At 63.4% G+C, this 24,731-nt stretch carries 20 protein-coding genes; 12 read left to right on the forward strand and 8 right to left on the reverse strand.

Annotation, left to right across the window (positions count from 1 at the left end; all coding sequences use genetic code 11):
- Window positions 1-32 precede the first annotated feature (32 nt).
- The 3 genes from hemE to hemQ are packed head-to-tail and all read left to right on the forward strand — an operon-like array spanning window position 33 to window position 3,201.
- Window positions 33-1,076: a uroporphyrinogen decarboxylase gene (gene hemE / locus HMPREF2757_RS00545; protein WP_070572382.1), complete on the forward strand. Its 1,044-nt coding sequence runs from the start codon at window positions 33-35 to the stop codon at window positions 1,074-1,076.
- Window positions 1,073-2,488 (forward strand): protoporphyrinogen oxidase, encoded by a 1,416-nt coding sequence (gene hemG, locus HMPREF2757_RS00550; protein WP_070572384.1) that lies wholly within the window; start codon window positions 1,073-1,075, stop codon window positions 2,486-2,488. The genes hemE and hemG overlap by 4 nt, the downstream gene beginning before the upstream one ends.
- 2 nt (window positions 2,489-2,490) lie before the next feature.
- Complete coding sequence (hemQ, locus tag HMPREF2757_RS00555; protein ID WP_070572386.1) at window positions 2,491-3,201, forward strand: hydrogen peroxide-dependent heme synthase; 711 nt, start codon at window positions 2,491-2,493, stop codon at window positions 3,199-3,201.
- A gap of 135 nt (window positions 3,202-3,336) precedes the next feature.
- On the opposite strand, the gene msrB is transcribed toward hemQ, so the two are convergent.
- Window positions 3,337-3,738 carry a peptide-methionine (R)-S-oxide reductase MsrB gene (msrB, locus tag HMPREF2757_RS00560; RefSeq protein ID WP_070572388.1) on the reverse strand — a complete coding sequence of 134 codons (402 nt, stop codon included), beginning with the start codon at window positions 3,736-3,738 and terminating at the stop codon, window positions 3,337-3,339.
- A gap of 129 nt (window positions 3,739-3,867) precedes the next feature.
- Between msrB and HMPREF2757_RS00565 the strand changes: the two genes are divergently transcribed.
- Entirely contained in the window at window positions 3,868-5,097 is a 1,230-nt protein-coding gene (locus HMPREF2757_RS00565; RefSeq protein WP_070572390.1) for an alpha/beta hydrolase family protein, read from the forward strand.
- Here the strand turns inward: HMPREF2757_RS00565 and HMPREF2757_RS00570 are convergent.
- The gene (locus HMPREF2757_RS00570; protein WP_083304023.1) at window positions 5,041-5,811 is read right to left on the reverse strand and encodes a dihydrofolate reductase family protein; all 771 of its coding nucleotides are present in this window, start codon (window positions 5,809-5,811) and stop codon (window positions 5,041-5,043) included. The genes HMPREF2757_RS00565 and HMPREF2757_RS00570 overlap by 57 nt on opposite strands.
- 9 nt (window positions 5,812-5,820) lie before the next feature.
- Window positions 5,821-6,627: a L,D-transpeptidase family protein gene (locus tag HMPREF2757_RS00575; protein WP_070572990.1), complete on the reverse strand. Its 807-nt coding sequence runs from the start codon at window positions 6,625-6,627 to the stop codon at window positions 5,821-5,823.
- A 111-nt stretch (window positions 6,628-6,738) separates the two neighbouring features.
- Here HMPREF2757_RS00575 and HMPREF2757_RS00580 point away from each other — a divergent pair, with 111 nt between their 5' ends.
- The 4 genes from HMPREF2757_RS00580 (at window position 6,739) to HMPREF2757_RS00595 (ending at window position 11,309) form a co-directional block, all read left to right on the forward strand.
- The gene (locus tag HMPREF2757_RS00580) at window positions 6,739-7,758 is read left to right on the forward strand and encodes a hypothetical protein (RefSeq protein ID WP_070572392.1); all 1,020 of its coding nucleotides are present in this window, start codon (window positions 6,739-6,741) and stop codon (window positions 7,756-7,758) included.
- A gap of 173 nt (window positions 7,759-7,931) precedes the next feature.
- Window positions 7,932-9,692, forward strand: a complete 1,761-nt coding sequence (leuA, locus tag HMPREF2757_RS00585; RefSeq protein WP_070572394.1) for a 2-isopropylmalate synthase — start codon at window positions 7,932-7,934, stop codon at window positions 9,690-9,692.
- Between the two features lie 71 nt (window positions 9,693-9,763).
- Window positions 9,764-10,489 carry a DNA repair protein RecO gene (recO, locus tag HMPREF2757_RS00590; protein ID WP_070572395.1) on the forward strand — a complete coding sequence of 242 codons (726 nt, stop codon included), beginning with the start codon at window positions 9,764-9,766 and terminating at the stop codon, window positions 10,487-10,489.
- A gap of 25 nt (window positions 10,490-10,514) precedes the next feature.
- On the forward strand, window positions 10,515-11,309 hold the full coding sequence (locus tag HMPREF2757_RS00595) for an isoprenyl transferase (protein WP_070572397.1): 795 nt from the start codon (window positions 10,515-10,517) through the stop codon (window positions 11,307-11,309).
- A gap of 100 nt (window positions 11,310-11,409) precedes the next feature.
- Here the strand turns inward: HMPREF2757_RS00595 and HMPREF2757_RS00600 are convergent, their stop codons facing one another.
- Window positions 11,410-13,185, reverse strand: a complete 1,776-nt coding sequence (locus HMPREF2757_RS00600; RefSeq protein ID WP_070572399.1) for a DEAD/DEAH box helicase — start codon at window positions 13,183-13,185, stop codon at window positions 11,410-11,412.
- A 301-nt stretch (window positions 13,186-13,486) separates the two neighbouring features.
- Between HMPREF2757_RS00600 and HMPREF2757_RS00605 the strand changes: the two genes are divergently transcribed.
- On the forward strand, window positions 13,487-14,863 hold the full coding sequence (locus tag HMPREF2757_RS00605; protein ID WP_070572401.1) for a glycine--tRNA ligase: 1,377 nt from the start codon (window positions 13,487-13,489) through the stop codon (window positions 14,861-14,863).
- 79 nt (window positions 14,864-14,942) lie between these two features.
- Here HMPREF2757_RS00605 and HMPREF2757_RS00610 read toward each other — a convergent pair whose 3' ends face one another.
- Complete coding sequence (locus HMPREF2757_RS00610; RefSeq protein ID WP_070572403.1) at window positions 14,943-16,595, reverse strand: thiamine pyrophosphate-dependent enzyme; 1,653 nt, start codon at window positions 16,593-16,595, stop codon at window positions 14,943-14,945.
- 103 nt (window positions 16,596-16,698) lie between these two features.
- Window positions 16,699-18,138 (reverse strand): L-lactate permease, encoded by a 1,440-nt coding sequence (locus HMPREF2757_RS00615; protein WP_070572405.1) that lies wholly within the window; start codon window positions 18,136-18,138, stop codon window positions 16,699-16,701.
- Window positions 18,139-18,266: 128 nt separating this feature from the next.
- Here HMPREF2757_RS00615 and dusB point away from each other — a divergent pair, with 128 nt between their 5' ends.
- The 3 genes from dusB (at window position 18,267) to dnaG (ending at window position 22,750) form a co-directional block, all read left to right on the forward strand.
- Window positions 18,267-19,418, forward strand: a complete 1,152-nt coding sequence (dusB, locus tag HMPREF2757_RS00620) for a tRNA dihydrouridine synthase DusB (protein ID WP_370919371.1) — start codon at window positions 18,267-18,269, stop codon at window positions 19,416-19,418.
- Between the two features lies 1 nt (window position 19,419).
- Entirely contained in the window at window positions 19,420-20,703 is a 1,284-nt protein-coding gene (locus HMPREF2757_RS00625) for a deoxyguanosinetriphosphate triphosphohydrolase (RefSeq protein WP_070572408.1), read from the forward strand.
- 64 nt (window positions 20,704-20,767) lie between these two features.
- Window positions 20,768-22,750: a DNA primase gene (dnaG, locus tag HMPREF2757_RS00630; protein ID WP_070572410.1), complete on the forward strand. Its 1,983-nt coding sequence runs from the start codon at window positions 20,768-20,770 to the stop codon at window positions 22,748-22,750.
- Between the two features lie 77 nt (window positions 22,751-22,827).
- On the opposite strand, the gene HMPREF2757_RS00635 is transcribed toward dnaG, so the two are convergent.
- Window positions 22,828-23,439, reverse strand: a complete 612-nt coding sequence (locus HMPREF2757_RS00635) for a response regulator (protein ID WP_070572412.1) — start codon at window positions 23,437-23,439, stop codon at window positions 22,828-22,830.
- Window positions 23,433-24,713, reverse strand: coding sequence for a sensor histidine kinase (locus HMPREF2757_RS00640; protein WP_083304024.1), 1,281 nt, complete (start codon window positions 24,711-24,713; stop codon window positions 23,433-23,435). The genes HMPREF2757_RS00635 and HMPREF2757_RS00640 overlap by 7 nt, the downstream gene beginning before the upstream one ends.
- Window positions 24,714-24,731: the final 18 nt, after the last annotated feature.

Below are 24,731 nucleotides of genomic sequence, written 5' to 3' on the forward strand. Positions count from 1 at the left end.
TGACGAGGCCCAGCATCTGAGACGATAGGCGTATGGCTACAACTTTCGAACGGGCGGCGACCGGTCGTCCCGTATCGCGCACACCCGTCTGGTTCATGCGGCAGGCAGGCAGGTCTTTGCCTGAATACCTCAAACTGCGTGAGGGCACGTCGATGCTCGAATCGTGCCGCCGCCCCGATATGGTCACCGAAATCACGATGCAGCCGGTCCGCCGTCACGGCGTTGACGCTGCGATCTTCTTCTCCGACATCGTCGTTCCCCTGCAGGCAGCCGGTGTCGGCGTGGAGATCAAACCCGGTGTTGGGCCGGTTATGGATCAGCCCATTCGCCGCGCTGAGGACATTGACGCGCTGCCTGAGCTGACTGCGGACGATATTCCCGACATTGCGGAATCGGTGCGCGGAATTGTTGAGCAGCTTCCCGAAGACACTCCGCTCATCGGCTTTGCCGGAGCGCCGTTTACGCTGGCCAGCTACCTCATTGAGGGCGGGCCGTCGAAGAACCACGAAAAGACGAAGGCCATGATGGTCGGCGCTCCCGAGCTGTTTGACCGTCTGCTGAGCAGACTCGACGTGATGTCGGAGCTGTTCATCCGCACCCAGGTCGAAGCCGGTGCGAGCGCTTTTCAGGTTTTCGATTCCTGGGCCGGTTACCTGTGCGAGACCGACTACCGTCGCTATGTTCTGCCGCACACACAGCGTCTTTTCTCCGGCCTTTCCGATCTTGATGTTCCCAGCATCCACTTCGGGGTGCAGACCGGCGAGCTGCTCAGTGCCATGTCGGAAGCCGGTTCGACCGCGGTCGGCGTTGACTTCCGCGTTGACCTAGCCGAGGGGATCAAGCGGCTTCAGCCTCACCAAGCTGTTCAGGGCAATCTGGATCCCGCCATGCTGTTTGCGCCGTGGGAGGCTCTGCGGGAGCGCATCGAGGCGATTGTCCGCAAGGGTCTCGAAGCTCCCGGCTTTGTGTTCAATTTGGGTCACGGTGTGCTGCCCAATACCGATCCCGAGGTGCCGGGCCGGGTTGTCCGGGAAGTGCACCGGATCTCCGAGCAGGTGCTGGCTGAGAAGTCATGACCGAACGTAGGGCAGTCGTCATTGGGGCCGGAATCTCCGGCCTGACCGCCGCCTATGAGTATCTGCGGCTGCGCCCGGGCAGTTCTGTCACGGTGTACGAGGCGTCTGAGCGCGTGGGCGGTCTGCTGAAGTCCTCGACACTCGGCGGGGCTGTTGAATCGGCAGACGTGGGTGCCGAGGCGAGCCTCTATCTGCGGCCTGAAACCCGCGGACTTGCTGAGGATCTGGGTCTGGAAGCCGTGTATCCGTCGCGGGAGCACTCCTCGCAGCTGTTTGTAGGCGGGCGCATGCAGGCCATGCCCAAGGGCACCCTGATGGGTGTGCCGGGGGACCCTCGTGCGCTGAAGGGAATTCTCAGCAGCGAACAGATCGCCAGGGCCGAAGACGAACAGCTCACTCCCGCAGGCAGCGGCGATGTGTCGATCGGCGATTTCGTAGCCGCTCGACTGGGTGAGGCTGTTGTCGACACAGTGCTTGACCCCCTCATCGGCGGCGTCTATTCGGGCCGCTGTCGTGACCTGTCGATGCAGGCGACGGTTCCGGCCCTGTTGGATGCCTACCGCACAGGCACCTCGGTCACCGAAACGGTCAGGACCACGCTTGCCGCCCGCACTGCGGCTGCCGGGGCGAATGTTCCCGGCACGCAGGAAGAGGCTGCGCCGCCGGTGTTCATGACCCTGCGCGGCGGAATCAGCGTTCTGGTCTCGGCCCTGGCTGATGAAGTGCGCAGCTGCGGAGGGCAGATTGTGACGTCTGCGCGGGCTGTGTCCGCGCAGAGGGGCGACGATGGCTGGCGGGTGCTGTTCGCCGACGGCGAGCAGGCCCTGGCCGATGACATCATCATCGCCGTGCCCGCCTATGCGGCAGCAGAGATTCTGCGCGCCGCGGCGCCGCAGGCTGCGCAGCTGCTGGCAGATGTTCCCTACGCCAGCTGTGCCGTCATCACCGCGGTCATCGACCTTGCCGAGCCGTTAAGCGGCAGCGGCTTCCTCATCCCGCCCACCGAGAATCGCTTCATCAAGGCTTCAACCTACGCGTCAAACAAATGGCCCTGGCTGGATGCTGTTCTGCCCGACGGCCGTGCCGTTGTGCGCATGAGCGTTGGCCGTTACGGTGATGCTCCCGACGCGTGGGCGCAGTTGGACGACGCTGAACTTGCCAGCCGCGCGTGGGCGGACTGGCTCGACATCACCGGCAGGAACGACATCGCCGCGCACCTGGAGGTCCAGCGGTGGCAGGACAGTCTGCCCCAGTTCACTCCGGGACATTTCGACCGCGTGGCGGACATCGACCGTGCGACATCTGAGACCCCCGGTCTGGCGCTTGTCGGAAACGTGTACGAAGGTGTAGGACTGCCGGCGTGCATATCCCGAGCGCAGAACGAAATCCATCGCATAGGCGAGAAAGGCTGAAAATGCGCGAATACCAAGAACCCTCACAGGAACAGATCGACCAGGCCAATGACGAAATCCGCTACCTGGGCTATTCCGTCTTCGCCGCCGGCGGTGACCTTCCCGAAGGCGACCGCCAGCAGCTTGCCGCAGAGGTCATTCAGCAGCTTGACGAACTCAAAGCGGAAGGGCTGACAGTCCGCGGCACCTATGACGTTTCGGCCCTGCGAGCCGACGCCGACATCATGTTCTGGTGGATCGCACCGAAGGTCGAGACCCTCCAAAAGGCCTACTCGATTGTGCGCCGCTCCACACTCGGTGCGATTCTCGAGCCCGTGTGGTCGGTTGTCGGCCTGCACCGACCCGCAGAGTTCAACCGTCGCCACATCCCGGCGTTCATGACGGACGAAACTCCGCTTGACTACCTGTGCGTGTACCCGTTCGTGCGCAGCTACGACTGGTACATCCTCAATGCCGAAGACCGTTCGAAGATGCTGCGCGATCACGGTATGGCCGCAGCCGGGTACAAAGACATCAAGGCGCACACCGTGTCGGCCTTTGCGCTGGGCGACTACGAGTTCCTGCTGGGCTTCGAAGCCGACCAGCTGCACCGCCTGGTCGACATGATGCGCGACCTGCGCGCCACCGAGGCTCGCCTGCACGTGCGCGAAGAGATTCCGTTCTTCACGGGACCGCGCCGCGAACTGGCTGACATCATCGCCGGCTGGCGCTGATCTTCCCCTGCCGCGAAGCAGCGTCAAGCGAAAAGCGCTGACTGACAGACTGAGGCCGCCGGAATATCCGGCGGCCTCAGTCAAACAACCGGCCCTGCCTGCGCTCCAAGCAGACAGACAGCGAGCGCCGCCCAGTCAGGGCTCTACGAGCTCCAAGCAGATGGAGTTGATGCAGAACCGCGCATCGGTCGGAGTGGGGAAGCCCTCACCGTAGAAGACGTGGCCCAGGTGGCTGTCGCATGCTGTACACCGGACCTCGGTGCGCACCATGCCCATCGAATCGTCCCGGATATAGCGCACGCGGTCTTCAGCCAGCGGCGCGTAGAACGCCGGCCAGCCGCACTGGGCATCGAACTTCGTCTCCGAGGTGAAGAGCTCCGCCCCGCACGCCCGGCACAGGTAGCGACCTTCGCGGAACACCCCGTCGTACTCACCGGAAAAGGGCCGCTCCGTCCCGCCCTGACGGAGCACGGCAAACTCCTCCGGGCTGAGAATGTTGCGCCAATCCTGTTCAGTCCTGTCTGCGGCTTCAGCCATGTCAGCTCCTGTTCTTTGTGCGCCGGTGATGACTCAACTGTAGAAAACCTGTGTCTAGTGCAAAGAATTCCGGTCACGGTGGCACAGCCGCCCAGGCCGCCCCTAGACTGTCCGGCAGGAGGTAACCAGGTGGCACAGGCTATCCAGTCCAAGACAGCGAGAGCGCTGGCAGCGGGGCTTGGCATCGGCATCGGAATCGGTGCCCTCGCCTCTGTTGCCTCATCCGGGCTCGCGGTCTACTTCGCAAGAAAGATCGTCACTCCCGGCAAGGCCAAAAACGACGTTCGGATCCTGCACGTCGAGGGCTTTGACAACGACATGCTCATCCACCTGGAGGCCACCCCCGACACTCTGGTTGCCGGAACCTACGGCCTGTACTTCGCAAACGGCTCTGCCGAAGGCTTTGCCCGCATCGGCGAACTCACGGAATACGATCCCGAGTCCGCGACCGTCAGCCGACGGGTCGAGAAGGTGCTGTACGGCGACATTCGCCACGCTTGTGTCGGCCGGTGGACCGGAACCGTCCACATGGGGCCAGAAGACCTCGACCTTCCCTGCGAGAACATCGTCATCAGCTCTGACGTCGGGGCACTGCCCGCCTGGCTTCTGCCGACTACCGCAGCCCAGCCGTCGGACACCTGGGCGATCCTCATCCACGGCCGAGGCGGAACTCGACGGGAAACACTGCGTGCAGCCGCCGTTCTGGACAGGGTGGGAATTCCGTCAATCGCCATGTCGTACCGCAATGACCCGGAAACTGAGCGCCACCAGACCTACGGTTTGGGCGACACGGAATGGATCGACGTCGATCGGGCGATCGACTTCGCCCTTGCCAACGGGGCGCGCCGGATTGTGCTGTTCGGATGGTCGATGGGAGCGGCGATTGCCTTCCAGACCGCATCGCGGGGCCGCCACGCCGACAGCATCGTCGCCATGGTGCTCGACGGTCCGGTGGTCGACTGGTACGACGTTCTTGACCACCAGGCCCGCCTGAACCTCCTGCCCACGCCGATTGCCAGGCTGACCCTGCAGATGATCACCCGGCCGTGGGCGCGCAAGCTCACCGGGCTTGAGACACCTCTCGACCTTGACCGCATGGACTGGGTCAAACGCGCAGCCGACCTCACGGTCCCAACACTGCTCATCCACTCCGAAGACGACGAATTCGTGCCGGTGGGGCCGTCGCGGGCGCTTGCCGGCTTCCGTCGTGACCTTGTGACGATGCCGCGCTATACGAAAGCCCGGCACACCAAGGAATGGAACGTGGATCGGCTTGCGTGGGAAGACGACGTGATGCGCTTCCTACGAGGTTTGGAAACCCAGGCGCAACATGAGGGTGCTGTCGCCTTCGACGGCTGACAGCAGGCGCAGACGGGCAGGCCCGTCCAGTTCGACCCGGCCGAGGATTCCGGGGCCGGCCCCGCCCACGAGCAGCGGGCTGACGGTCACGCACATTTCGTCGATGGCCCCCGCTGCCGCCCATTCTCCCAGGAGCGAAGGTCCGCCTTCGCACAGTGCGCGCTTGAACCCACGCTGCGCAAGGGCTTCCAGCACGGTGTGCGGGTCGGGACTGTCAACGCGGATCACCTCGCACAGGCTGCTGCGCAGGCGGCCGAGCACGTCATCGTCGTCAGTGGTCGTGAACACGATGATGCTGCCGCTGCCGGCAGATGTCAGGTGGTCGACGTCGAGGTTCCCCGAACCGGTGATGATCGCAAGCGTCGGAGCAGGGTCCTGCCCTCGAGTTCGGCGGTCCTCAGCAAAGCGCTGGCGGGCCGGAAGTCGCGTATAGCCCTCTTCGCGCACAGTGGAGGCTCCGACGATGACAACATCGGCAAGTGCGCGCAGAACGGCGAAGACGCGCTTGTCCGCGGGACTGGAGATTGTTCCTGACAGTCCGTCCGCACCGGCGATCCTGCCGTCGAGGCTTTGGACCATGTTCGACTGCACACGGGGACGGTCTGGCGGAATGTCTGTTGAATCGTACAGCGCGGTGAGTGCCGCCTCCTGCGGATCGGGAGCAAACTGCGCAGGTGACGGGAAGATCTGATGCAGGTGCTGTGAGGCTGCCACGAAGGTGCCCTACCGTGCGAGGAAATCTGCGCTGCCCATGGCGATCATGGGGTTCTTGCTCGGGTCGAGTTCTTTGAGGATGGCCCCCATGTCCTTGCGGTCGACGGTCACACAGCCGTGGGTGGCCTTGCCGTGATCGACGTGCAACCAGATGCCGCCGCCGGGGGCTTTGCCCTGTGGGCGCGTGCGGTCGGTCGGCGGGACTCCGGTTTTGCGGTTGTAGTCAATGGCGAGGACATAGTCGTAGACCAGTTTGTAGTCGTCCCCGTACACAGACTGAGCGCTGGCGCGCAGGTTCGTGTCCCGCGTGTAGGGCATTTTCGTTCCCGGGTCCGGCAGGTAGCCTCCGGCGTCGCTGAGGGTGAAGACTCCGGCCGGGGTCGACATGTCGCCTTCTTTGCGCTTTTCCTTCCATCCGGCCTCACCGTTGTGGCCGGTGAAGGACAGCTTCTGCTTCCAGCCATCGGAGGTGCGCTCATACAGTGCGGTGGTTATGGTGGAGCTTTTTGTCTCTGGGCTGGAGGACACGATCACCTGGTGGGTGTCGTGTGGGATTTGGGCGGAGGTCCTAGGGCCCAGGTGAGGAATCGAACCGCGGGCCTGCGTGCTGTCGCCGCTGCGGATGTCGAGGACGGGGGCTGAAAAATCGCCCGGTGTGCGCAGAGTGGGTGCTGTGAGCCGTTCGTCTTCGGCGAGCGCTGCTGAAGTTCTGTCTGCAGAGGCCAGCGCGAGCACAAGTGCGCCGGCAACAGCGCCGGCGGCTGGGTATATCCACCACGGTCTCGCGGATGATGGGTTCGATCGCGCGCTGTCCATGTTCACCAGTATCTCATTCTCTGCAGGAAATGCGCTGTATAGGGCGTGTCAATGTGCTTGATGCAGTCAGCGCAGGCGAGGTTTTGGAAGTGTTCCGTTAGACTGCACGGCATGAGCAAACCGTCCGACGTTGGTTCCACAGGCACACCGCCGAACGGCGACCCGCGCTACTCATCCGACAACAGTGTTGGGTCCGGGGGCCTATACCGCGAGATCTTTGACAGCGAAGCCGATTCGACGCGGCAGTTCGACCATGACGAATTCAGCGGAAGCGGTCGGGACTACTCGTCGGAGGGGGATCGGGTCATCCCGCCTCCGCCGCCGTTTGCCCCGCCGAGGTCCGCTTCGTCGATGCCTCCGGCTCCACCGGCTCCTCCCTCTCGGCCGCCTGTCCGCACACAGTCGGGCGCCGATGCGTTTCCGCCGCCTCCGCCGCCGTCTTCTGCTCCGACGACGGCTCCGTCGCCGAGTACGCCGCAGGCGCAGTACGGTGCCGCGCAGTCGGTCTCTCCGCAGGGTCTGCACGCGGGCTATGCGCCGGCGGGCTACACCGCCGTCGCCTCGGGGCACGTGCCGCACCAGCAGGAGGAGCCCAAGAAGAACAAGTCGAAACCGCCGTGGGCTGTGGTCACGTTCACCACCGTGCTGGCGCTTTTCCTCGTAGGTGCGGGTCTGTATATCTTCTTCGACATGCGGTCCTCTGACGGTCAGGTGGAATCGACCAAGCCGCCGACAGCCGGGGACCCAACGGGTGCTTCCGATTCTGACGACAGCTCGTCAGACTTTGATTCTTCCGAAGCTGAGGCGTTCATCACCCCGTCGGGCAATATCTCCTGCGTCATCTACAAAGACCGTGCGCGCTGCACAGTGAGCAGCTTCGAGTATTCGCCCGGTGAACAGCCAGACGACTGCTCCGGCGGCGTCGAATGGGGCAGCGTTGCTGAAGTGACTGAGTCATCCGCGGGCTTTACGTGCAAGAGCGTCGGCGAAGCTCCAAGCCCGAAAGAGCTGGGCTATGGCAAAACCATCAAAGCCCACGGCTTTGAGTGCTCATCGCAGCGAGACGGTGTGCGCTGCACGGGTCCTGGCGGCAGCTTCCACGTTCGCAAAGGCGACTTCAACTTCAAGTGACGAGCTCTGTGTCTCAAACGCTAAGACGGGGATTCGAGACTCAGTGAGGCGAGAGTAGGGTCACAGTATGCGTCTGCTTCTCCTTAGCTGCCGCGGCGAGTCCTGAACAAGGCCGGACCCTCGTCGCGGAGTCAGTGCTGTTCGGTCGACTGAAGACCACATGAGGAGATCACATGACCAATCTGCAGAAGCCAAGCCCCATGCCGTTCACGAAGTACAAGTCCTTCTTCGATCGCATTGAACTGGACATGTCCGACCGCACTTGGCCGGACCAGCGCCTGACTCGCGCACCGCGTTGGCTTTCAACCGACCTGCGCGATGGCAACCAGGCGCTCATCGACCCCATGACGGTCGAACGCAAAATCAAGATGTTCGAACTGCTCGTGAAAATCGGCTTCAAGGAAATCGAAGTCGGCTTCCCCTCGGCCAGTCAGCCGGACTTCGACTTCGTGCGGCACATCATCGAAAAGGATCTGATCCCAGATGATGTGCGCATCTCCGTGCTGACCCAGGCGCGCGAAGATCTCATCGAGCGCACAGCCGAAGCGCTCATCGGAGCGGACAAGGCCACCATCCACATGTACAACGCCACTGCGCCGGTCTTCCGCTCCGTTGTCTTCGGCTTTGACGGAGACGGCCGCGCACAGACGAAGGACATCGCGCTGCGCGGCACCCAAGCTGTCATGAAAGCCGCTGAATCGGTGCTTCCGAACACTGACTTCGGCTATCAGTACTCGCCGGAGATCTTCGTTGACACGGAGCCCGATTTCGCTCTCGACGTTGTCGGCGGTGTGCTCGACATGTGGCAGCCCGAAGATGGCCGCGACACCGTCGTCAATCTGCCGGCAACAGTTGAGCGCGGCACCCCGAACACCTACGCCGACCAGATCGAGTGGTTCTGCCGCCACATCCCATACCGTGACCAGGTGGCCGTGTCGCTGCACCCGCACAATGATCGCGGCACGGGTGTGGCCGCAGCAGAGCTGGGGCTGATGGCCGGGGCGGACCGCATTGAGGGGTGTCTGTTCGGCAACGGTGAGCGCACCGGCAACCTCGACCTCGTGACAGTTGCCATGAACCTCTACACCCAGGGGGTTGATCCCGAACTCGACTTCTCCGACATCAATGAGGTCATCCACACGGTCGAGTACTGCAACCAGATCGGGGTGCACGAGCGTCACCCGTACGGCGGGGATCTCGTGTTCACGTCCTTCTCCGGTTCGCATCAGGACGCCATCAACAAGGCTTTCGCGCAGCGCGAACGTCGAGCGCGCGAAACGAGCACGCCGATTGACCTCATGGAATGGGACATGCCCTACCTGCCGGTCGACCCCAAGGACCTCGGCCGCAGCTACGAAGCGATCATCCGCGTCAATTCGCAGTCGGGCAAGGGCGGAGTCACATACCTGCTCAAGAGCGAATACGGTCTGGACCTGCCGCGCCGCATGCAGGTGGAGTTCTCCAAGGTCATCAAGAACGTCACGGCATCAGGCGGCGAACTCACAGCAGAGGCAATCTGGTCAGCCTTCAGCGATGAATACCTGCCGACGGACAATGCGTGGGGCCGTTTCCGCATTCAGGGTCTGCGCACCGAGTCCCTGGGCGATGACTCAGCCGGACGCCACTCCGAAAAGGTCGAGGTGGCGCTGAGCATCGACGGTCAGGAACGGGAGTTCGAAGGTCAGGGAACGGGGCCGCTGAATGCTCTGGTCAACATTCTCAACGACAACTTCGATCTCGATATGCGGGTTCAGGACTATTCCGAGCACGCGATCGGCGCCGGTGCGGACGTCGCGGCCGCTGCCTATGTCGAAGTCATGATCGGGGATCGGATCATATGGGGTGCGGGCATGCACTCGAATATCGCCAAGGCGTCCCTTAAGGCCGTCATCTCCGCGGTCAACCGCTACCTGCGCGACAACAGCGGCGACTGACGCAGTTACGGTCACATGTCACGAGGCGGTGCCCAGGCACCGCCTCGTGGTGTGTGGGGGACAATGGGCCGGTGAGGAAATATCGTGACGCGGGTGTGGTTCTGGGCACCCATAAACTCGGCGAAGCCGACCGGATCGTCACGGTTCTCACTCGTCACAGCGGTGTTGTCCGCGCTGTTGCCAAGGGGGTTCGCAGGACCACCAGCCGTTTCGGTTCGCGCTTGGAGCCGCTCATGATGATCGACCTGCAGGCCAACCGCGGCAGGAATCTGGACGTTGTCACCCAGGTGGAGCTCATTGAGCCGTTTGCCCAGGGGCTCATCACCGACTACGACTACTACACCGTTGGCGCCGTTATGGCCGAAACCGCTCTGCGGCTGACAGAAGACGACCCCCGTACGGAAGACCAGTTTCTGCTGCTGGTGGCGGCTCTGCGCTCTATGTGCCGGCGCGAACATCCCGCACGCGCTTCTCTGGACGCCTATCTGGTCCGAGCTATGTCGTTGGCCGGCTGGGCTCCGAGCCTCATTGACTGCGCGCGGTGCGGGACTGCCGGATCGCACCGCGCGTTCTCGCTTGAAGCCGGGGGTGCGGTGTGTCAGGCGTGTCGGCGCGGAGGAGAGCACCTTCCCGGTCCCGAGGCTTTGGCGTATTTGCAGAGGATCAGCACGGCAGACTGGCCGGAGCCGGGCACGGTGGCCGATTATGACGCACAGGCCGCCTCGAAAGTCGTCACCGCTTTTGTCCAGTGGCACTTGGAGCGACGGGTGAAATCGCTTGCGCTGTTGGAGCGCTGAACAGTGCTCCTGCCATAATGGCGGCGTGAAGTATCAGCCGATTCCCCCGCACCCGCATGGCGCCGCGCCGCCGGCGATTCCAACGAAGTTCATCCCGAAGCACATTGCTGTTGTCATGGACGGCAACGGCAGGTGGGCCAATGAGCGCGGACTCCCGCGCACAGACGGCCACAAAGCGGGGGAAGCCTCGCTGATGGAGGTTATCTACGGCAGCCTGGAAATGGGTGTTGAGGTGCTGTCCGCCTACGCGTTTTCGACGGAGAACTGGAAGCGCTCCCCGGAAGAGGTGCGTTTCCTCATGGGCTTCAACCGGGACGTCATCCGCCGCCGGGTCGATGAACTCGACGCTCTGGGCGTGCGCATGGTGTGGTCGGGCAGAGAAGGCAGGCTGTGGCGCTCGGTGATCAAGGAGCTTGAAGTCGCCCGCGACCGCACCAAGAACAACACCCGCATGACCCTGCAGTTCTGTGTCAACTACGGTGGGCGGGCCGAAATCCTCGATGCGGTCAACGCCATCACCCACGAGGTTGCCCAGGGCAAACTCAAACCCGGCAAGGTGACCGCCAAGTCTTTGGCTGCGCGACTGTATGCCCCGGACCTGCCCGATGTCGACCTGTTCCTGCGCTCTTCCGGTGAGCAGCGCACGTCGAACTTCCTGTTGTGGCAGTCGGCCTACGCGGAACTGGTTTTCCAGGATGTTCTGTGGCCGGACGTGGACAGGACGACGCTGTGGAAAGCCGTCGAAGAATACGCTATGCGCGACCGGCGGTTCGGCGGCGCAGTCGATAGGGTCGTCGGCAAGAACTCCGGTAAGAACTGAGGCTGCAGACGAAGCGGGCCCGAAACCACAGTGGTTTCGGGCCCGAATCAAAGCCGCGCAGCTGCGCTGACAGCCTGCTGGCTCAGTCGGACGTCTGCGCTCAGCGGCGGCGGTCACCGCCGCGCTTGTCATTGCGGAAGCCGCGACCGCCGCGCTTGAACGGGCGGTCTGAGCCGGCCTTGCGGTCTTTGCGCTTGAACGGGCGTCCGGGGCGGCCCGTGTCGACACGGATGTCGATGCGCTTGCCCTGGATCTTGGTGTTCTTCAGACGATCGAGAACAGCCGGGTCGAGATCTTCCGGCAGGTCGATCAGTGAGTGGTTCGACCGGATGTTGATGTGGCCGATCTGCTTGTTCGTGATCCCACCCTCGTTGGCTATTGCGCCGACGATCGCACCGGGGTTGACGCGCTCATTGCGGCCGACCGCAATGCGGTAGGTGGTCATGCCCTCTGCGGTGCGGGCGCGCTCATTGCGGTCCGGACGAGCCTTTGGTTCCGGCAGGGGCTCCGGCTTGAGTGTTGCGCTGCCCAATACGAGTGCTGCGAGTGCCGCAGCGATGTCTGCAGCGGGAACATCGTGTTCGTGTTCGTAGGCGTCGATGACAGGGCGCAGCTCCGTCAGGTCGTTCGAAACAAGTGCTTCGGAGATCTGCTCTTTGAACTTCTGGGTGCGCGAATCGGCAAGTTCGTCGACCGTCGGCAGGGTCAGCGGCTCGACCTTCTGGCGGGTGGCCTTTTCAATTGAGCGCAGCATGCGCTGTTCGCGCGGAGTGACGAACAGGATGGCCTCACCGGTGCGTCCGGCACGGCCCGTTCGTCCGATGCGGTGGACGTAGGACTCTGTGTCCAGCGGAATGTCGTAGTTGACCACAAGCGAGATTCGCTCGACGTCGAGGCCGCGGGCGGCGACGTCAGTGGCTACGAGGATGTCGATCGAACCGGAGCGCAGGGCCTCAACTGTGCGTTCGCGCGCTTGCTGCGGAATGTCGCCGTTGATGGCTGCTGCGCGCATGCCGCGGGCCCGCAGCTTTTCCGAGAGCTCTTCTGTTGCCTGCTTGGTGCGGACGAACATGATGATGCCGTCGGCTTCTTCGACTTCGAGGATTCGGGTCAGCGCGTCGAGCTTGTTTGAGTGCATGACCGTCAGGAAGCGCTGGCGGATGTTCGCCCCGGTTGCAGTGGCCTGCTTGATGCGGACTTCAGCTGGGTCTTCCAGGTACTTCCCGGTGATCCGGTGGATGGACGACGGCATGGTGGCCGAGAACAGGGCCACCTGACGGGATGAGCCAGAGGCGGCGAAGATCTCTTCGATGTCCTCTTGGAAGCCCATCTTGAGCATTTCGTCTGCTTCGTCGAGCACCATGTGTCGCAGACTGTGCAGTTTGAGGGAACCTCGCTTGAGGTGGTCGATGACGCGGCCGGGGGTTCCGACGACCACCTGGGCGCCGCGTTTGAGGCCGGCAAGCTGTGGGGAGTAGGACTGTCCGCCGTAGATAGGCAGAACTGAGAAGTTCGGGAGGTTTGCCGCGAAGCTTGTGAGCGCCTCGGCCACCTGAATGGCCAATTCCCGGGTGGGGGTCAGGATGAGGGCGAACGGGCCGTCGTCGGCTCGGCCGGCATCGGCGAGGTGTGTGAGCATCGGCAGTGCGAATGCCGCGGTTTTGCCGGTTCCCGTCTGCGCGAGTCCTATGACGTCCCGGCCTTCCAGCAGAAGCGGGATAGTCTGCGCCTGAATCGGCGAGGGGGATTCGAAGCCGAGGTCGGAAATTGCGGCCAGCACTGAGGGGTGGAGGTCGAAATCGGAGAACTGCAGGCTGTCCTGCTGATCGGCAGTGTTGGCCGAGGTGTCTTCTGCGTGGTTCTGTGCGCTGTCCATGGGACTCGTTTCTGTGCGGGTGCACGCTTGATCGCTGAGAACTGAATTGGCGATCTGCCCGTTCCAGGCCGGTGTGCACTCATAAACGCACGGAAAGCCCAGAGAGATTGAGCGCCGGGTGCGCAGAAGATGCTGCGCTGCCTGTCGGCGCACACGGTTTGGGTGCACCTCCCAGTCTAGGCCACACGCGTGCCCGCACGGTCGTCTCACGCCGTGAGTTCGGTAACCTTGTGGAGGCTGCGCGTCCGCAGCGACCCCGTACCGGCAGCGAACCGGCTGCACAACGCATCAAGGAGCATCTGTGGCATCGACTCTGGATTCCGTCATCACCCTGGCCAAGCGGCGAGGCTTCGTCTTCCAGGCCGGAGAGATCTACGGGGGATCACGTTCAGCATGGGACTACGGTCCGCTGGGCGTGGAGCTGAAGGAGAACATCAAACAGCAGTGGTGGCAGACCTTTGTCCGCGGTCGCGCTGACATGGTCGGCCTGGACTCGTCGATCATTCTGCCGCGGCAGGTGTGGGAGGCTTCCGGGCACGTCGAGACGTTCGTCGACCCGCTGGTGGAATCGCTGCACACCAATAAGCGCTACCGGGCAGACCACCTCATCGAGGCTTATGTTGCCAAACACGGCAGGGAACCCGAAAACGGCCTTGCCGATATTCGCGATCCGGAAACCGGCCAGGAGGGCAAGTGGACGGAACCGCAGATGTTCTCCGGTCTGGTCAAGAGCTACCTCGGTGCTGTTGATGACGGTCAGGGCCTGCACTACCTGCGTCCCGAAACCGCGCAGGGCATCTTTGTGAACTTCGCCAATGTTGTGACGGCAGCCCGCAAGAAGCCTCCGTTTGGCATCGGGCAGATCGGCAAGGCCTTCCGCAACGAAATCACGCCGGGCAATTTCATTTTCCGCACCCGCGAATTCGAGCAGATGGAGATCGAGTTCTTCGTTCACCCCGATGACGCGCAGAAGTTCTTCGATTCCTGGGTTGAGGACTGCTGGAACTGGTTTGTCGAACTCGGCATCAACCCGGACAACATGCGCAGGTTCGATGTCCCCGCAGACGAGCGGGCCCACTACTCCGACGGCACGATCGACCTGGAGTACCGCTTTGGATTCACCGGCAGCGAATGGGGCGAACTCATGGGTGTTGCCAACCGCACCGACTACGACCTGGGCCGCCACACGGAACACTCCAACCAGAAGATGCAGTACTTCGACCAGGCCACCGGCGAACGCTACACGCCGTACGTCATCGAACCGTCTTTCGGTCTGACCCGTGCGCTCATGGCGTTCCTCGTCGACGCCTATGTCGAAGACGAAGCCCCCAATGCCAAGGGCGGAGTTGATAAGCGCACCGTGCTCAAGCTCGACCCCAGGCTCGCACCGGTCAAGGCCGCGGTGCTGCCGCTGTCGCGCAACGAAAAGCTCTCGCCGCAGGCGCGGGAACTGGCAGACGGTCTGCGTCGCCGCTGGAACGTCGAGTTCGACGATGCCGGTGCCATCGGCCGTCGCTACCGCCGCAACGACGAAATCGGCACTCCGTTCTGCATCACCTACGACTTCGATTCGCTCGACGACAGCGCGGTCACCATCCGCAACCGCGATGACATGAGCCAGGAGCGCGTTGCGCTCGACCAGGTGGAGTCCTACCTGGCCGCTCGCCTGGGCTGCTGAGCACCCATGTGTGACGAGGCGCCCGGCACGGTTGGTGTCGGGCGCCTCGCGCGTGCAGGGCTCGGGGGTTGAGTACTTATCAGTAGGCTTTGACGCGCTGTTCGACGACCAGGTGCACGAGCGCGAACGTGCCGCTGCGCGTGGCTTCGAGCGCCCGTTCAATTGCCTGCGGAACCTCGGCGTCCTGTGTGACTTTGATGCCGAAGCCGCCGAAGGCTTCAGCCATGAGAGCGAAATCGGGGTTTTTCAGCTGGGTCCCGGAGATCCGTTCGGGATACTGCACTTCCTGGTGGGTGCGGATGGTCCCGTACTCCTGGTTGTCCATGACGATGATCAGCGGTGTCGCGCCGTACTGTGCGGCCGTCGCCATTTCCTGGCCGTTCATGAGGAATTCGCCGTCACCGGCAATGCACAGCACGTCCCGGCCCGGATATTCGAGGCTTGCGGCCACTGCCGACGGCACGGAGTAGCCCATCGATCCGTTGCGCGCTGAGATCAGCGCCGCGTACCCCTCGGCGGGGAAGTAGCGGTGTGCCCAGTTGGTGTGTTCGCCCGCGCCGAAGGTGACCATTGCGTTGTCATCCAGCCGGTTGACGACGTTCGCCATGGCCGTCGCCATCTTCGCCGGCCCCTCCGTCGGCTCCGCAGGAGGCAGAGCCGACCAAGTCTCCTGGATGGCGCGCAGGGAGTCCGTCCACTGCGTCCACGCGTCTTTGACGGGCAGTTCCATGCGCACGAGATCGTCGACGAACTTTGCGGGCTTGGCAATGATCTGCCGGGTGACAGGACCTGAGCGCCCGCGCAGTGACGGGTCGATGGTGACGATGAAGTTCTCTTTGTCCCAGTTCTGCCGTGCGGTGAAGCCGTCGGTGAGAACATCACCGGGAACGGTGCCGACGAAGATCAGTAGGTCGGATTCATCGAGCACGCGGTGGGTGTAGTCGGGCCGACCGTAGCCGATGGGGCCGACATAGCTGGGCGAGCTGAACGGAACCGTTCCCTGACAGCGCCACTCTGCGGCAGCCGGCAGTCGGTGCGCTTCGAGCCATTCGGTGAACTCTTCGGCAGCGCTGTGGGTCCAGTCGTTGCCGCCGAAGACGAACAGCGGACGCTCGGCCCTCTGCAGGGTCGATTTGAGGTCCTTCCAGTCCTCTACGGTCATGCCGCCCTTCGCCACGGGGATGGGCGGGTGGATAACCGAGGAGTGTGCTTGGGTGATGATGTCTTCCGGCAGGCCGACCACCACTGGCCCCGGGCGTCCGGAACTGGCTGCGAACATGGCTTCGGCGACGATTTCCGAGGCGCGCTCAGGATGGTCGAGGACCATGACTCTCTTGGCGCCGGTGTCGAACCACGACTTCGGATCGAATTCTTGGAAGGCCTCTTTTTCTCGGTGCTCGAACGGGATGAGGCCGACGAAGAGCACCATTGCCGTGGAGTCCTGCCACGCGGTGTGCAGGCCCACGTGCGCGTTGGCCGCACCCGGGCCCCGGGTCACCATTGCCACACCGGGTGTGTCGGTGAGCTTGCCCATGGCTTCGGCCATATAGGCCGCACCGCCTTCGTGGCGGGTGACGACAGTCGAAATAGAGGAGTCGTAGAGCCCGTCAAGCGTGTCGAGGAAACTTTCGCCCGGGACGACGAATACGCGCTCAACGCCGTGGGCTTCAAGCGATTTGACGATCATGTGGCCGGCAGAGAGCGTCCTTTCGGGCAGGGCGTCAGACTTCATTTACAACTCCTGGTGTCGCATGTGGTTTGGCAAAGTCTAGGAAGTGTCCGCTGACGCTTCCAGGGTCTGTCCATAGTGTGGGAAGCGAGACCTGTCGGCGAGTTCAGGCCGCAGAGGAAAGCCGGACGGCTGCGGTAAGAACCGCGGTGATGACAAGCGTGTTCAGACACACTGCCGCACTGAGAATCCGTGTGATGGGACGCTGGTCGCTCGCCGGATTCGCCCCTGCCATCTGCATGCCCAGCAGAAGTCGCGGGGGAGAGGCGATGATCGCCAGAGAACACGCCACATTGGCAGCGGCGATCGTCAGAAGCACATCTGCTCCGCTGCCGGCGGCCATAGAGGCGATTGTCTGGGCGAACATGGCGTTCGACCCGGTGGTGTTGCCCACCAGATACCCGCCAAGCGTGTTCAGCGTTGGTGCCGGCCACACGCCGAGAACAGAAGCCGCTTCGCCCAGTGCGGTGCTCATGCCGGTGACGGTCATGATCCACCCCAGCATCATGAAGCCGCCCGTGGACACTCCGACGGGGACCCAGCGGCGGACGGCAGCGGGCACCTCGGGAAGAAGAGCCCGGCGCCGCCAGATGAAGAAAACAGTCGCGCAGGCTGCAGCCAGCCACACCGGCGGCCAGATGAGAATTGCCGTGAGCTGATTTTCCCAAGCGGCATAAGCGGCGTAGGAAGCCAACAGCCCGCCGGTGAGAACCGCGTAGGGCAGACCCGCGACCGCGGTGGCGCGGCGGGCTGGCAGACGGCCGCGGCGGAGCCTGAAGAAGCCGAACAGCACAATGAGCACAATCAGACCGCCGAGCACACCGGCAACGGCGGTGCCGATGAGCAGGTTGACCGTCAGCACTGCCGCCCACAGGAGAAGAGCCGAACCGAAAACCGCGATCGCGGCAGTCAGGCCGCGCTGCTCAGAGTGTGGTGAATCGGGTTCGCCCGTCCGCAAGCGCAGGGTCAGCCATGCCGATGCCGCCACCAAGAGGAGAGTCGGGCCGAAGAACAGCGCAGAGAACACGCCGACGTCCCGAAAAGTCTGTCCGGACAGCTGGGCTGCAATTGACGTACCGGGGCCCAGAGCACCCCACACCGCCGTGTTGAGGCCGAGCATGCCCAAAATGACGGCCCTGGCGGGGGCGAATCCCAAAGCGCGAAGAATCGGCACGCCCACCGTCACGCCGACTCCGTAGCCTGTAACCGATTCGGCGAAGGGGACAACGCCGAAGACAACCGCCGCAGCCCCCAGCGCCGGTGTGGGGACAGAATCAGACAGAAAGCGCGACAGTTCCGCCATTGCGCCCGAACGCTCCAGAAGCGCGGCCAACAGCATGCCGAACAGCAGAATGAGCAGCACCTGAAGTGTCAGCAGCCCGTACTCGCCGGCCTCACCCAGGTGGTTCCATGACAGACTGCCCGTACCCACTCCGACGACAGCTGCGGCAGCCGCAGAAACCACAGCGGCGGTGACGGCGCCTCGGCCCACCAGAAGAAGGCCGATCGCGGTGAGAACCGGAAGGGCCGTGAGCAGCAGGGACATAGCGTCACACTAGCCCGCCGTAGGCCGGGCGTGAAGGAGAATCTGCATTCTGGCACCGTCCGGCGGCAGCACAGGGAACACCGGAAGCGCACAGGACTTGCACCGCCTGGGATAATGTGCCCGTGACTGTGACTGAGAAAACGAAGCTGCGCATCGGCGACATCGAACTGGACTCCCCGGTGGTGCTCGCCCCCATGGCCGGCATCACCAACACCGCGTTTCGCCGCCTGTGCCGCGAATACGGGGCCGGACTGTACGTGACGGAAATGGTCACCAGCCGAGCCCTCATCGAACGCAGCGACAAGAGCATGCGCATCATTCAGCACGAAGAGTGGGAAACCCCGCGCTCAGTCCAGCTGTACGGCGTGGATCCTGAAACCATGGGCGCAGCCGTGCGCATGCTCGTAGAAGAAGACCGGGCAGACCACATAGACCTCAACTTCGGCTGCCCCGTTCCGAAAGTCACCCGCAAAGGCGGCGGATCAGCGCTGCCGTGGAAGCTCGACCTGTTCAGCGACATCGTCCACACCACTGTCCGCGAAGCCGACAAAGGCGATATTCCGCTGACCATCAAACTGCGCAAAGGCGTTGACGCCGACCATCTGACGTACCTCGATGCGGCGCGCATCGGCATTGACGCGGGTGTGGCGGCAATGACGCTGCACGGGCGCACAACCGCTGACCTGTATTCCGGTCAAGCCGACTGGGACGCCATCGCCCGGCTTAAAGACTACGTGGGCGATCGCGTGCCGGTGCTGGGCAACGGAGACATCTTCGCTGCCGAAGACGCACAGGCCATGATGGCCACGACCGGCTGCGACGGCGTGGTGATCGGACGCGGCTGCCAGGGCCGACCGTGGCTGTTCGGCGATCTGCAGAACGCGCTCAACGGCTCCGAGGAGCGACACCGGCCAAGCTTGGGAGACGTGGCCGACGTCGTGTACCGCCACGGCGAATACCTGCGCGACTACTACGACGATGAATTCTTCGGCGTGCGCGATCTGCGCAAACACATGGCGTGGTACTTCAAGGGATATCCGGTCGGCGGAACGCTGCGGACACGCCTGGCAATGGTCTCCAGCCTCGAAGAGCTGCGCGGCTTCCTCGACGAACTCGACCACAGCGCACCCTATCCGGGCGCTGCCGCTGAAGGTGTGCGCGGACGCACCGGACGGGCTCGCCGACCCCACCTGCCCGACGGCTGGCTGGACGACCGGATCTTCGACCACGAAGCCCACGCGGACATCTCTGAAGCCGAACTCGACATTTCCGGAGGCTGATGTGTCACTGACCGGCGGTGTTGCCGAATACGACGACCACTCTCGCGAACGCTGGGTCATTGAACCCCGTAAGAATCCGCGGCGATCGGCCTTTCAGCGCGACCGCGGACGACTCCTGCACTCATCGGCACTGCGCCGCCTGTCCGCAAAAACCCAAGTGGTTTCACCTGGTACAGACGACTTCGTGCGCAACAGGCTGACCCACTCGCTCGAAGTGGGCCAGGTTGGCCGTGAACTCGCCCGGTACCTCGGCTGCGACCCCAACATCGTTGAAACAGCTTCACTGGCCCACGATCTGGGCCATCCGCCGTTTGGCCACAACGGCGAAACCATTCTCGATGAGTTCGCAAAAGACATCGGAGGATTTGAGGGCAACGCGCAGACCCTGCGGATACTCACGCGTCTCGAACCGAAGGTCTTCACCGACGAGGGCGGGCCGGCCGGGCTGAACCTGACCCGGGCAACCCTCGACGCGTGCATCAAATACCCGTGGTCACGCGACAGTGCTCCAACACCGGACAAAGCGGGAGCCCCGGTGCGGAAGTTCGGCGCCTACGAAGACGACAGCACAGTCTTCGCCTTCATCCGCGACGGCAGAGAGGGAACCCAGCGGTGCATCGAAGCTCAGCTGATGGACCTCGCCGATGACATCGCGTACTCCGTCCACGATGTCGAAGACGCCGTCAACTCCGGCCACCTGGTGTTCGAAGCCTACGAAAACGATCACGCCATGGCCGGGCTGATAGACATCACCCGCTCCTGGTACCTGCCTGGGGCACGCGACGAAGACATCATCGACGCCCTGAACCGGCTGCGCTCAACCGCATACTGGCCGACAGAGCGCTTTGACGGCTCCCGCCGCGCGCAAGCGGCCATGAAGCACCTGACCAGCCAGCTCATCGGCCGGTTTGTAGGCGCGGCAGAAGCCGCCACTCGCGAAGGCTACGGCTGGGAGCCGCTTGGCCGATACCAGGGGAACCTCGTTGTGCCGCAGACAACTGAACACGAAATCGCGGTGCTCAAAGGCTTGGCGACCGTCACCGTCATGGTTGCCGAAGAGCGCATGAAGACTCAGCGGATTCAGGGGCGGGTGCTGAGCGCCCTGTGCGAATACTTCAGCGAAAAGCCCGACGCGATGGACACCATGTTCTGGCTGGACTACCGGGACGCCGACGGTGACGATGGAAAGCTTCGCACCGTCATCGACCAAGTGGCCAGCTTGACCGACCATTCCGCGTGGTCGTTCTACCATGCTATGCAGGAGGACACGGGCAGCCTGCTGTGAGCTGCTGTTCAGGCCGACTGTCCGGACAGGTGCCGACGGCGGCATTCCGAGGGGAGGAAGGGCCATGGCGGGGCTGATAGTGCGCGATGACATCGACGAAGTCCGCAGCCGCGTGCGCATAGACGACGTTGTCGGCGAATATGTCACTCTGCGCAGCGCGGGCGTCGACTCGATGAAGGGCCTGTGCCCCTTCCACGACGAGAAGACCCCGTCCTTCCACGTCAGGCCCAGCTCTGGCTACTACCACTGCTTCGGCTGCGGGGAAAGCGGGGATGCCTACACGTTCCTGCAGAAAATGGACGGCTGCACCTTCACGGAAGCAGTCGAGCGGCTGGCCGAACGCGCCGGCGTGCAGCTGCGCTATGAAAAGGGCAGCGGACCGGACAGGCGCGAGGCGGGCCAGCGGGCCCGTCTGCTCGAAGCGCACAAAGAAGCCCAGGATTTCTTCCGGGCGAACATCCGCTCACCCGAAGCCGAAAAAGCGCGCCGCTACATGGCCGAGCGGGGCTTTGACGAAGAAGCGCTCACTTCCTTTGGTGTGGGCTATGCGCCGCGCGGCTGGGACAATCTCAGCAAGCACCTGCGCTCGCGGGGCTTCCTCGACAAAGAGCTGACTGCCGCAGGGCTTGCCGCAGAAGGCCGCCGAGGTGGAGTCTACGATCGCTTCCGAGGTCGGCTGATCTGGCCGATCCGCGATGTGACCGGCCGTGTGATCGGCTTTGGCGCGCGCAAGCTCTATGACGATGACGAAGGTCCGAAGTATCTCAACACTCCCGAAACTCCGCTCTATCGGAAGAATCAGGTTCTCTACGGCCTGGACCGGGCCAAGCGGGCAATCGCAAGGCAGGGCCGGGTGGTCGTCGTCGAAGGCTATACGGATGTCATGGCCGCCCACCTGGCGGGGATTGACTGTGCGATTGCGACCTGCGGTACGGCCTTTGGGGCAGAGCACGCCAAGGTCATCCGCAGGCTGATGGGCGATGCCGCATCTAAAACAGGCGAAGTGATCTTCACCTTCGACGGCGACGAAGCCGGTCAGAAGGCAGCTCTTCGCGCATTCCGCGAAGACAGCGAATTCACTGCTGACACCTTCGTCGCGGTTGAGCGCTCGGGGCTCGACCCGGCGGACATCCGCCTGCGCAAGGGCGATGGTGCGCTGCGCGATCTCATTGAGTCACGCCGACCGCTGTTTGAATTCGCACTGACCAAGGCAATCGCCGACTACGACCTCGACACCGTCGAAGGCCGCGTCAAGGCCCTGCGCGAAGCCGCGCCGATCGTCGCCTCGATCCGCGATCGCGGTATGCGCCCCGGCTATGAGCGGTGGCTCTCAGGCCGTCTGGGCATGACCTTTGACGAAGTTCGCGATGCCGTGCAGCGAGCCGGCACGGCGAACCGACAGGCCGCCCAACCGGGAAGAGACCGGGCCAACCGCAGCTGGGAGCAGCCAGTGGCTCGTGGGGGAGTGGGGCACACGAGTCACTATGCGAACCAGCAGCCCGGCCGCACGGAGGATCCGGGGCGGGCGCGGATTGCCAACGATGTTGAGTCCTATCAGCAGGAAATCGGCGGCACCGAGCAGGACTACACGGGTTTTCGCATTGAGCGCGGCGCGCTGCAGGTAGCTCTGCAGAAGCCCGACTTCATCAACGTCAAGCTGTTTGACCGGCTCAAACCGGAAGCGTTCAATGACGCTGGAAGCCGCGCTGTCTTCCAGGCCATGCAGGCGGCAGGCGGTATGGCGTGGGCAGTGCAGAACCCCCAGCACTGGCCGGAGCGCGTGATAGAAAACTGTGATGAACGGGCCAAGCAGATCGTGGCGGAACTGGTGGTGCGGCCCCTTCCGGCACAGAGGGAAGACGAGGTCGGGCGGTACTGCCGCTCCATTGTTGCCCGCCTTTTCGACAAGGACATTGTGCGCATTGCGGGACTGCTGCACTCGCAGCTTCTGCGCAGCGACCCAAATGACGGTGCGGCTTCTGCCAAACTGCTCGAACAGCTGCAGGTCCTTGAACGTCAGCGCGCCCGGCTGCGCCAGTACATGTGAAACAGCCCGCACACCCGTCAGGTCTAGGCGGTCCCTCAGTCCCGCTGTGCGCTGCCGCGTGCTGGGGCCTGCAGGCTTCAGCTGATGAGCCCGAGTTCGCGGGCTCTTTTCGCGGCGGCGGTCCGGTTGTCCACGCCGAGTTTGTCGAAAATGCGGCTGACGTGGGTTTTCACGGTTGCCAGAGAAATGAACAGCTCGCCGGCGATGTCGCTGTTGGTGCGTCCTGCTGCCAGCAGACGGACAATCTCAGTTTCTCGCTCAGACAGTTCGCTGTGCGCCACGCGAGTGCGCTGCATCAGGGCGGTCGCGGCAGCATCGGACATGACCGGTTGGCCCGCGGCTGCGCGGCGGATGCCGTCGAGCAGGGTATCCGCCGGGGAGTCCTTGAGCAGATAGCCTGCCGCACCGGCATCGACGGCCCGGTAGACCAGCGCCTGCGTGTCGAAAGTCGTCAGAATGAGCACCGGCGGGCCCTGCGGCAGCGCTTTGATCAGTTCAATGCCGTCACCGCCGGGCATCTGCAGGTCAGACACCACGAGGTCCACGTCGAAAGCGCGCAGACGGTTGAGCGCGTCTGAACCCGATTCAGCGACGTCGACAACATCAATGTCGTCCGCGCTGGAGATGACGGAGGCCAGGCCCGCGCGGACGACCGGGTGATCATCGACAAGAAGAACGCGTATCACCATGATTCCTCCTGCTGGGCCGGTGTGCTCCTCCACGTGGGCTGCTGTTCGCTCGGGGGCGCCGATGTGGCTGCCGGGCGGGCCAGCGAATCGCCTGTGATCGGCACGAATACGCTCACTTCGGTGCCGGAGCCGGGGGTTGAGCGCAGAGTCATCGAACCGCCCAGCTCTTCCGTGCGCTCACTGAGCGAATTGAGCCCGTAGCCGAAGTGCTTGCCGGCAAAGCCCCTGCCGTTGTCAACAACATCGAGGCTGACAGCCGAACCCCAGTAGTGCAGGGTCACGGACACATAGTCGGCCTCGGAATGCAGAAGGGCATTCGACAGAAGAGACTGCCCTGCCCGCGAGAAGAAATACTCCAGAGACGGCGCCAGGCCGATCTTTGTGCCTTCAGTAGAGAACGCTGCCCGCAGGGGAGTCCCGATTGCCGATGCGGCGGCTTCGACAGTGGTGCAGGCTTCGGCGAGTTCCGCCTCGGCAGAGCTTCCGCCCAGTTCCTCGCCGGCGAGGAAGCCGCGGACGCTCGTGAGGCTCTGCGCGGCCGTGTTCTCAATTGTCCCCAGGTCGGCGTGCAGCGCCTGCGGTTCGCTTCGATTCTGACCGGCACGGGCAATGAGCACAATGGACAGCAGGCTCTGGGCAATCGTGTCGTGGAACTCCGCGGCGACTTTCTGCCGCTCGGCCAGTCGACCCTCCTGCTGCTGAGACAGGGCCAGCTTCGCCTGGGCGGCGCGCAGCTCTTCGAATGCGGCCCGTGTGCGCACGGCTTCGTCGACGAGCTTCGCGTACACCGCCGAGATGGTGACGGCCACGATCGCCCCGACGATTGGGCCGATGACAACGCCGGGAGTGAACACCGAGTTCAGAACGCTGCTGCAGGCGATGACGGTGATCATCCCCACAATGGCGGCGGCAGCAGCAATCGGCGGCCACGCGTAGATGACGAGGAAGAACAGGGGGAAGGACACCCACACGAAACTCTCACTGGAGAGCGTCAGTCCGGCCCATAGAACGAGGATGGAAGCAAGCCACCATGTGATCAGAGACCGAGGGTCGAAAGATGACTCTCCCTTGGCAAAGCGGATTTCGCTGAACGTCCCCACAAAGTACAGGCAGGCGGTGAACGCTGCTGTCAGAAGAATGCAGATGAGAGGCGCAAGCTGGGTCCGCTCGAGGAACGTGCGGACAATGCCGACACTCAGCAGAGCTGCGAAGCTCAAATGCAGAATAATGCGCAGCATCGAAAGAATGTGGGGAATAGAAGACTCTCGAGCCATGGCTCAAGAATACGGGAG

Origin of the sequence: Brevibacterium sp. HMSC063G07 (genome assembly GCF_001810665.1) — a bacterium.
Classification (GTDB): domain Bacteria; phylum Actinomycetota; class Actinomycetes; order Actinomycetales; family Brevibacteriaceae; genus Brevibacterium.

What these genes read in the sequence shown, in the direction of transcription:
- leuA (WP_070572394.1), top strand. Translation starts at nt 7,932, where the DNA reads ATGACCAATCTGCAGAAGCCAAGCCCCATGCCGTTCACGAAGTACAAG.
- HMPREF2757_RS00580 (WP_070572392.1), top strand. Translation starts at nt 6,739, where the DNA reads ATGAGCAAACCGTCCGACGTTGGTTCCACAGGCACACCGCCGAACGGC.
- HMPREF2757_RS00600 (WP_070572399.1), bottom strand. Translation starts at nt 13,185, where the DNA reads ATGGACAGCGCACAGAACCACGCAGAAGACACCTCGGCCAACACTGCC.
- HMPREF2757_RS00635 (WP_070572412.1), bottom strand. Translation starts at nt 23,439, where the DNA reads ATGGTGATACGCGTTCTTCTTGTCGATGATCACCCGGTCGTCCGCGCG.
- HMPREF2757_RS00610 (WP_070572403.1), bottom strand. Translation starts at nt 16,595, where the DNA reads ATGAAGTCTGACGCCCTGCCCGAAAGGACGCTCTCTGCCGGCCACATG.
- msrB (WP_070572388.1), bottom strand. Translation starts at nt 3,738, where the DNA reads ATGGCTGAAGCCGCAGACAGGACTGAACAGGATTGGCGCAACATTCTC.
- HMPREF2757_RS00640 (WP_083304024.1), bottom strand. Translation starts at nt 24,713, where the DNA reads ATGGCTCGAGAGTCTTCTATTCCCCACATTCTTTCGATGCTGCGCATT.
- hemQ (WP_070572386.1), top strand. Translation starts at nt 2,491, where the DNA reads ATGCGCGAATACCAAGAACCCTCACAGGAACAGATCGACCAGGCCAAT.
- HMPREF2757_RS00575 (WP_070572990.1), bottom strand. Translation starts at nt 6,627, where the DNA reads ATGGACAGCGCGCGATCGAACCCATCATCCGCGAGACCGTGGTGGATA.
- hemE (WP_070572382.1), top strand. Translation starts at nt 33, where the DNA reads ATGGCTACAACTTTCGAACGGGCGGCGACCGGTCGTCCCGTATCGCGC.
- hemG (WP_070572384.1), top strand. Translation starts at nt 1,073, where the DNA reads ATGACCGAACGTAGGGCAGTCGTCATTGGGGCCGGAATCTCCGGCCTG.
- HMPREF2757_RS00615 (WP_070572405.1), bottom strand. Translation starts at nt 18,138, where the DNA reads ATGTCCCTGCTGCTCACGGCCCTTCCGGTTCTCACCGCGATCGGCCTT.
- dnaG (WP_070572410.1), top strand. Translation starts at nt 20,768, where the DNA reads ATGGCGGGGCTGATAGTGCGCGATGACATCGACGAAGTCCGCAGCCGC.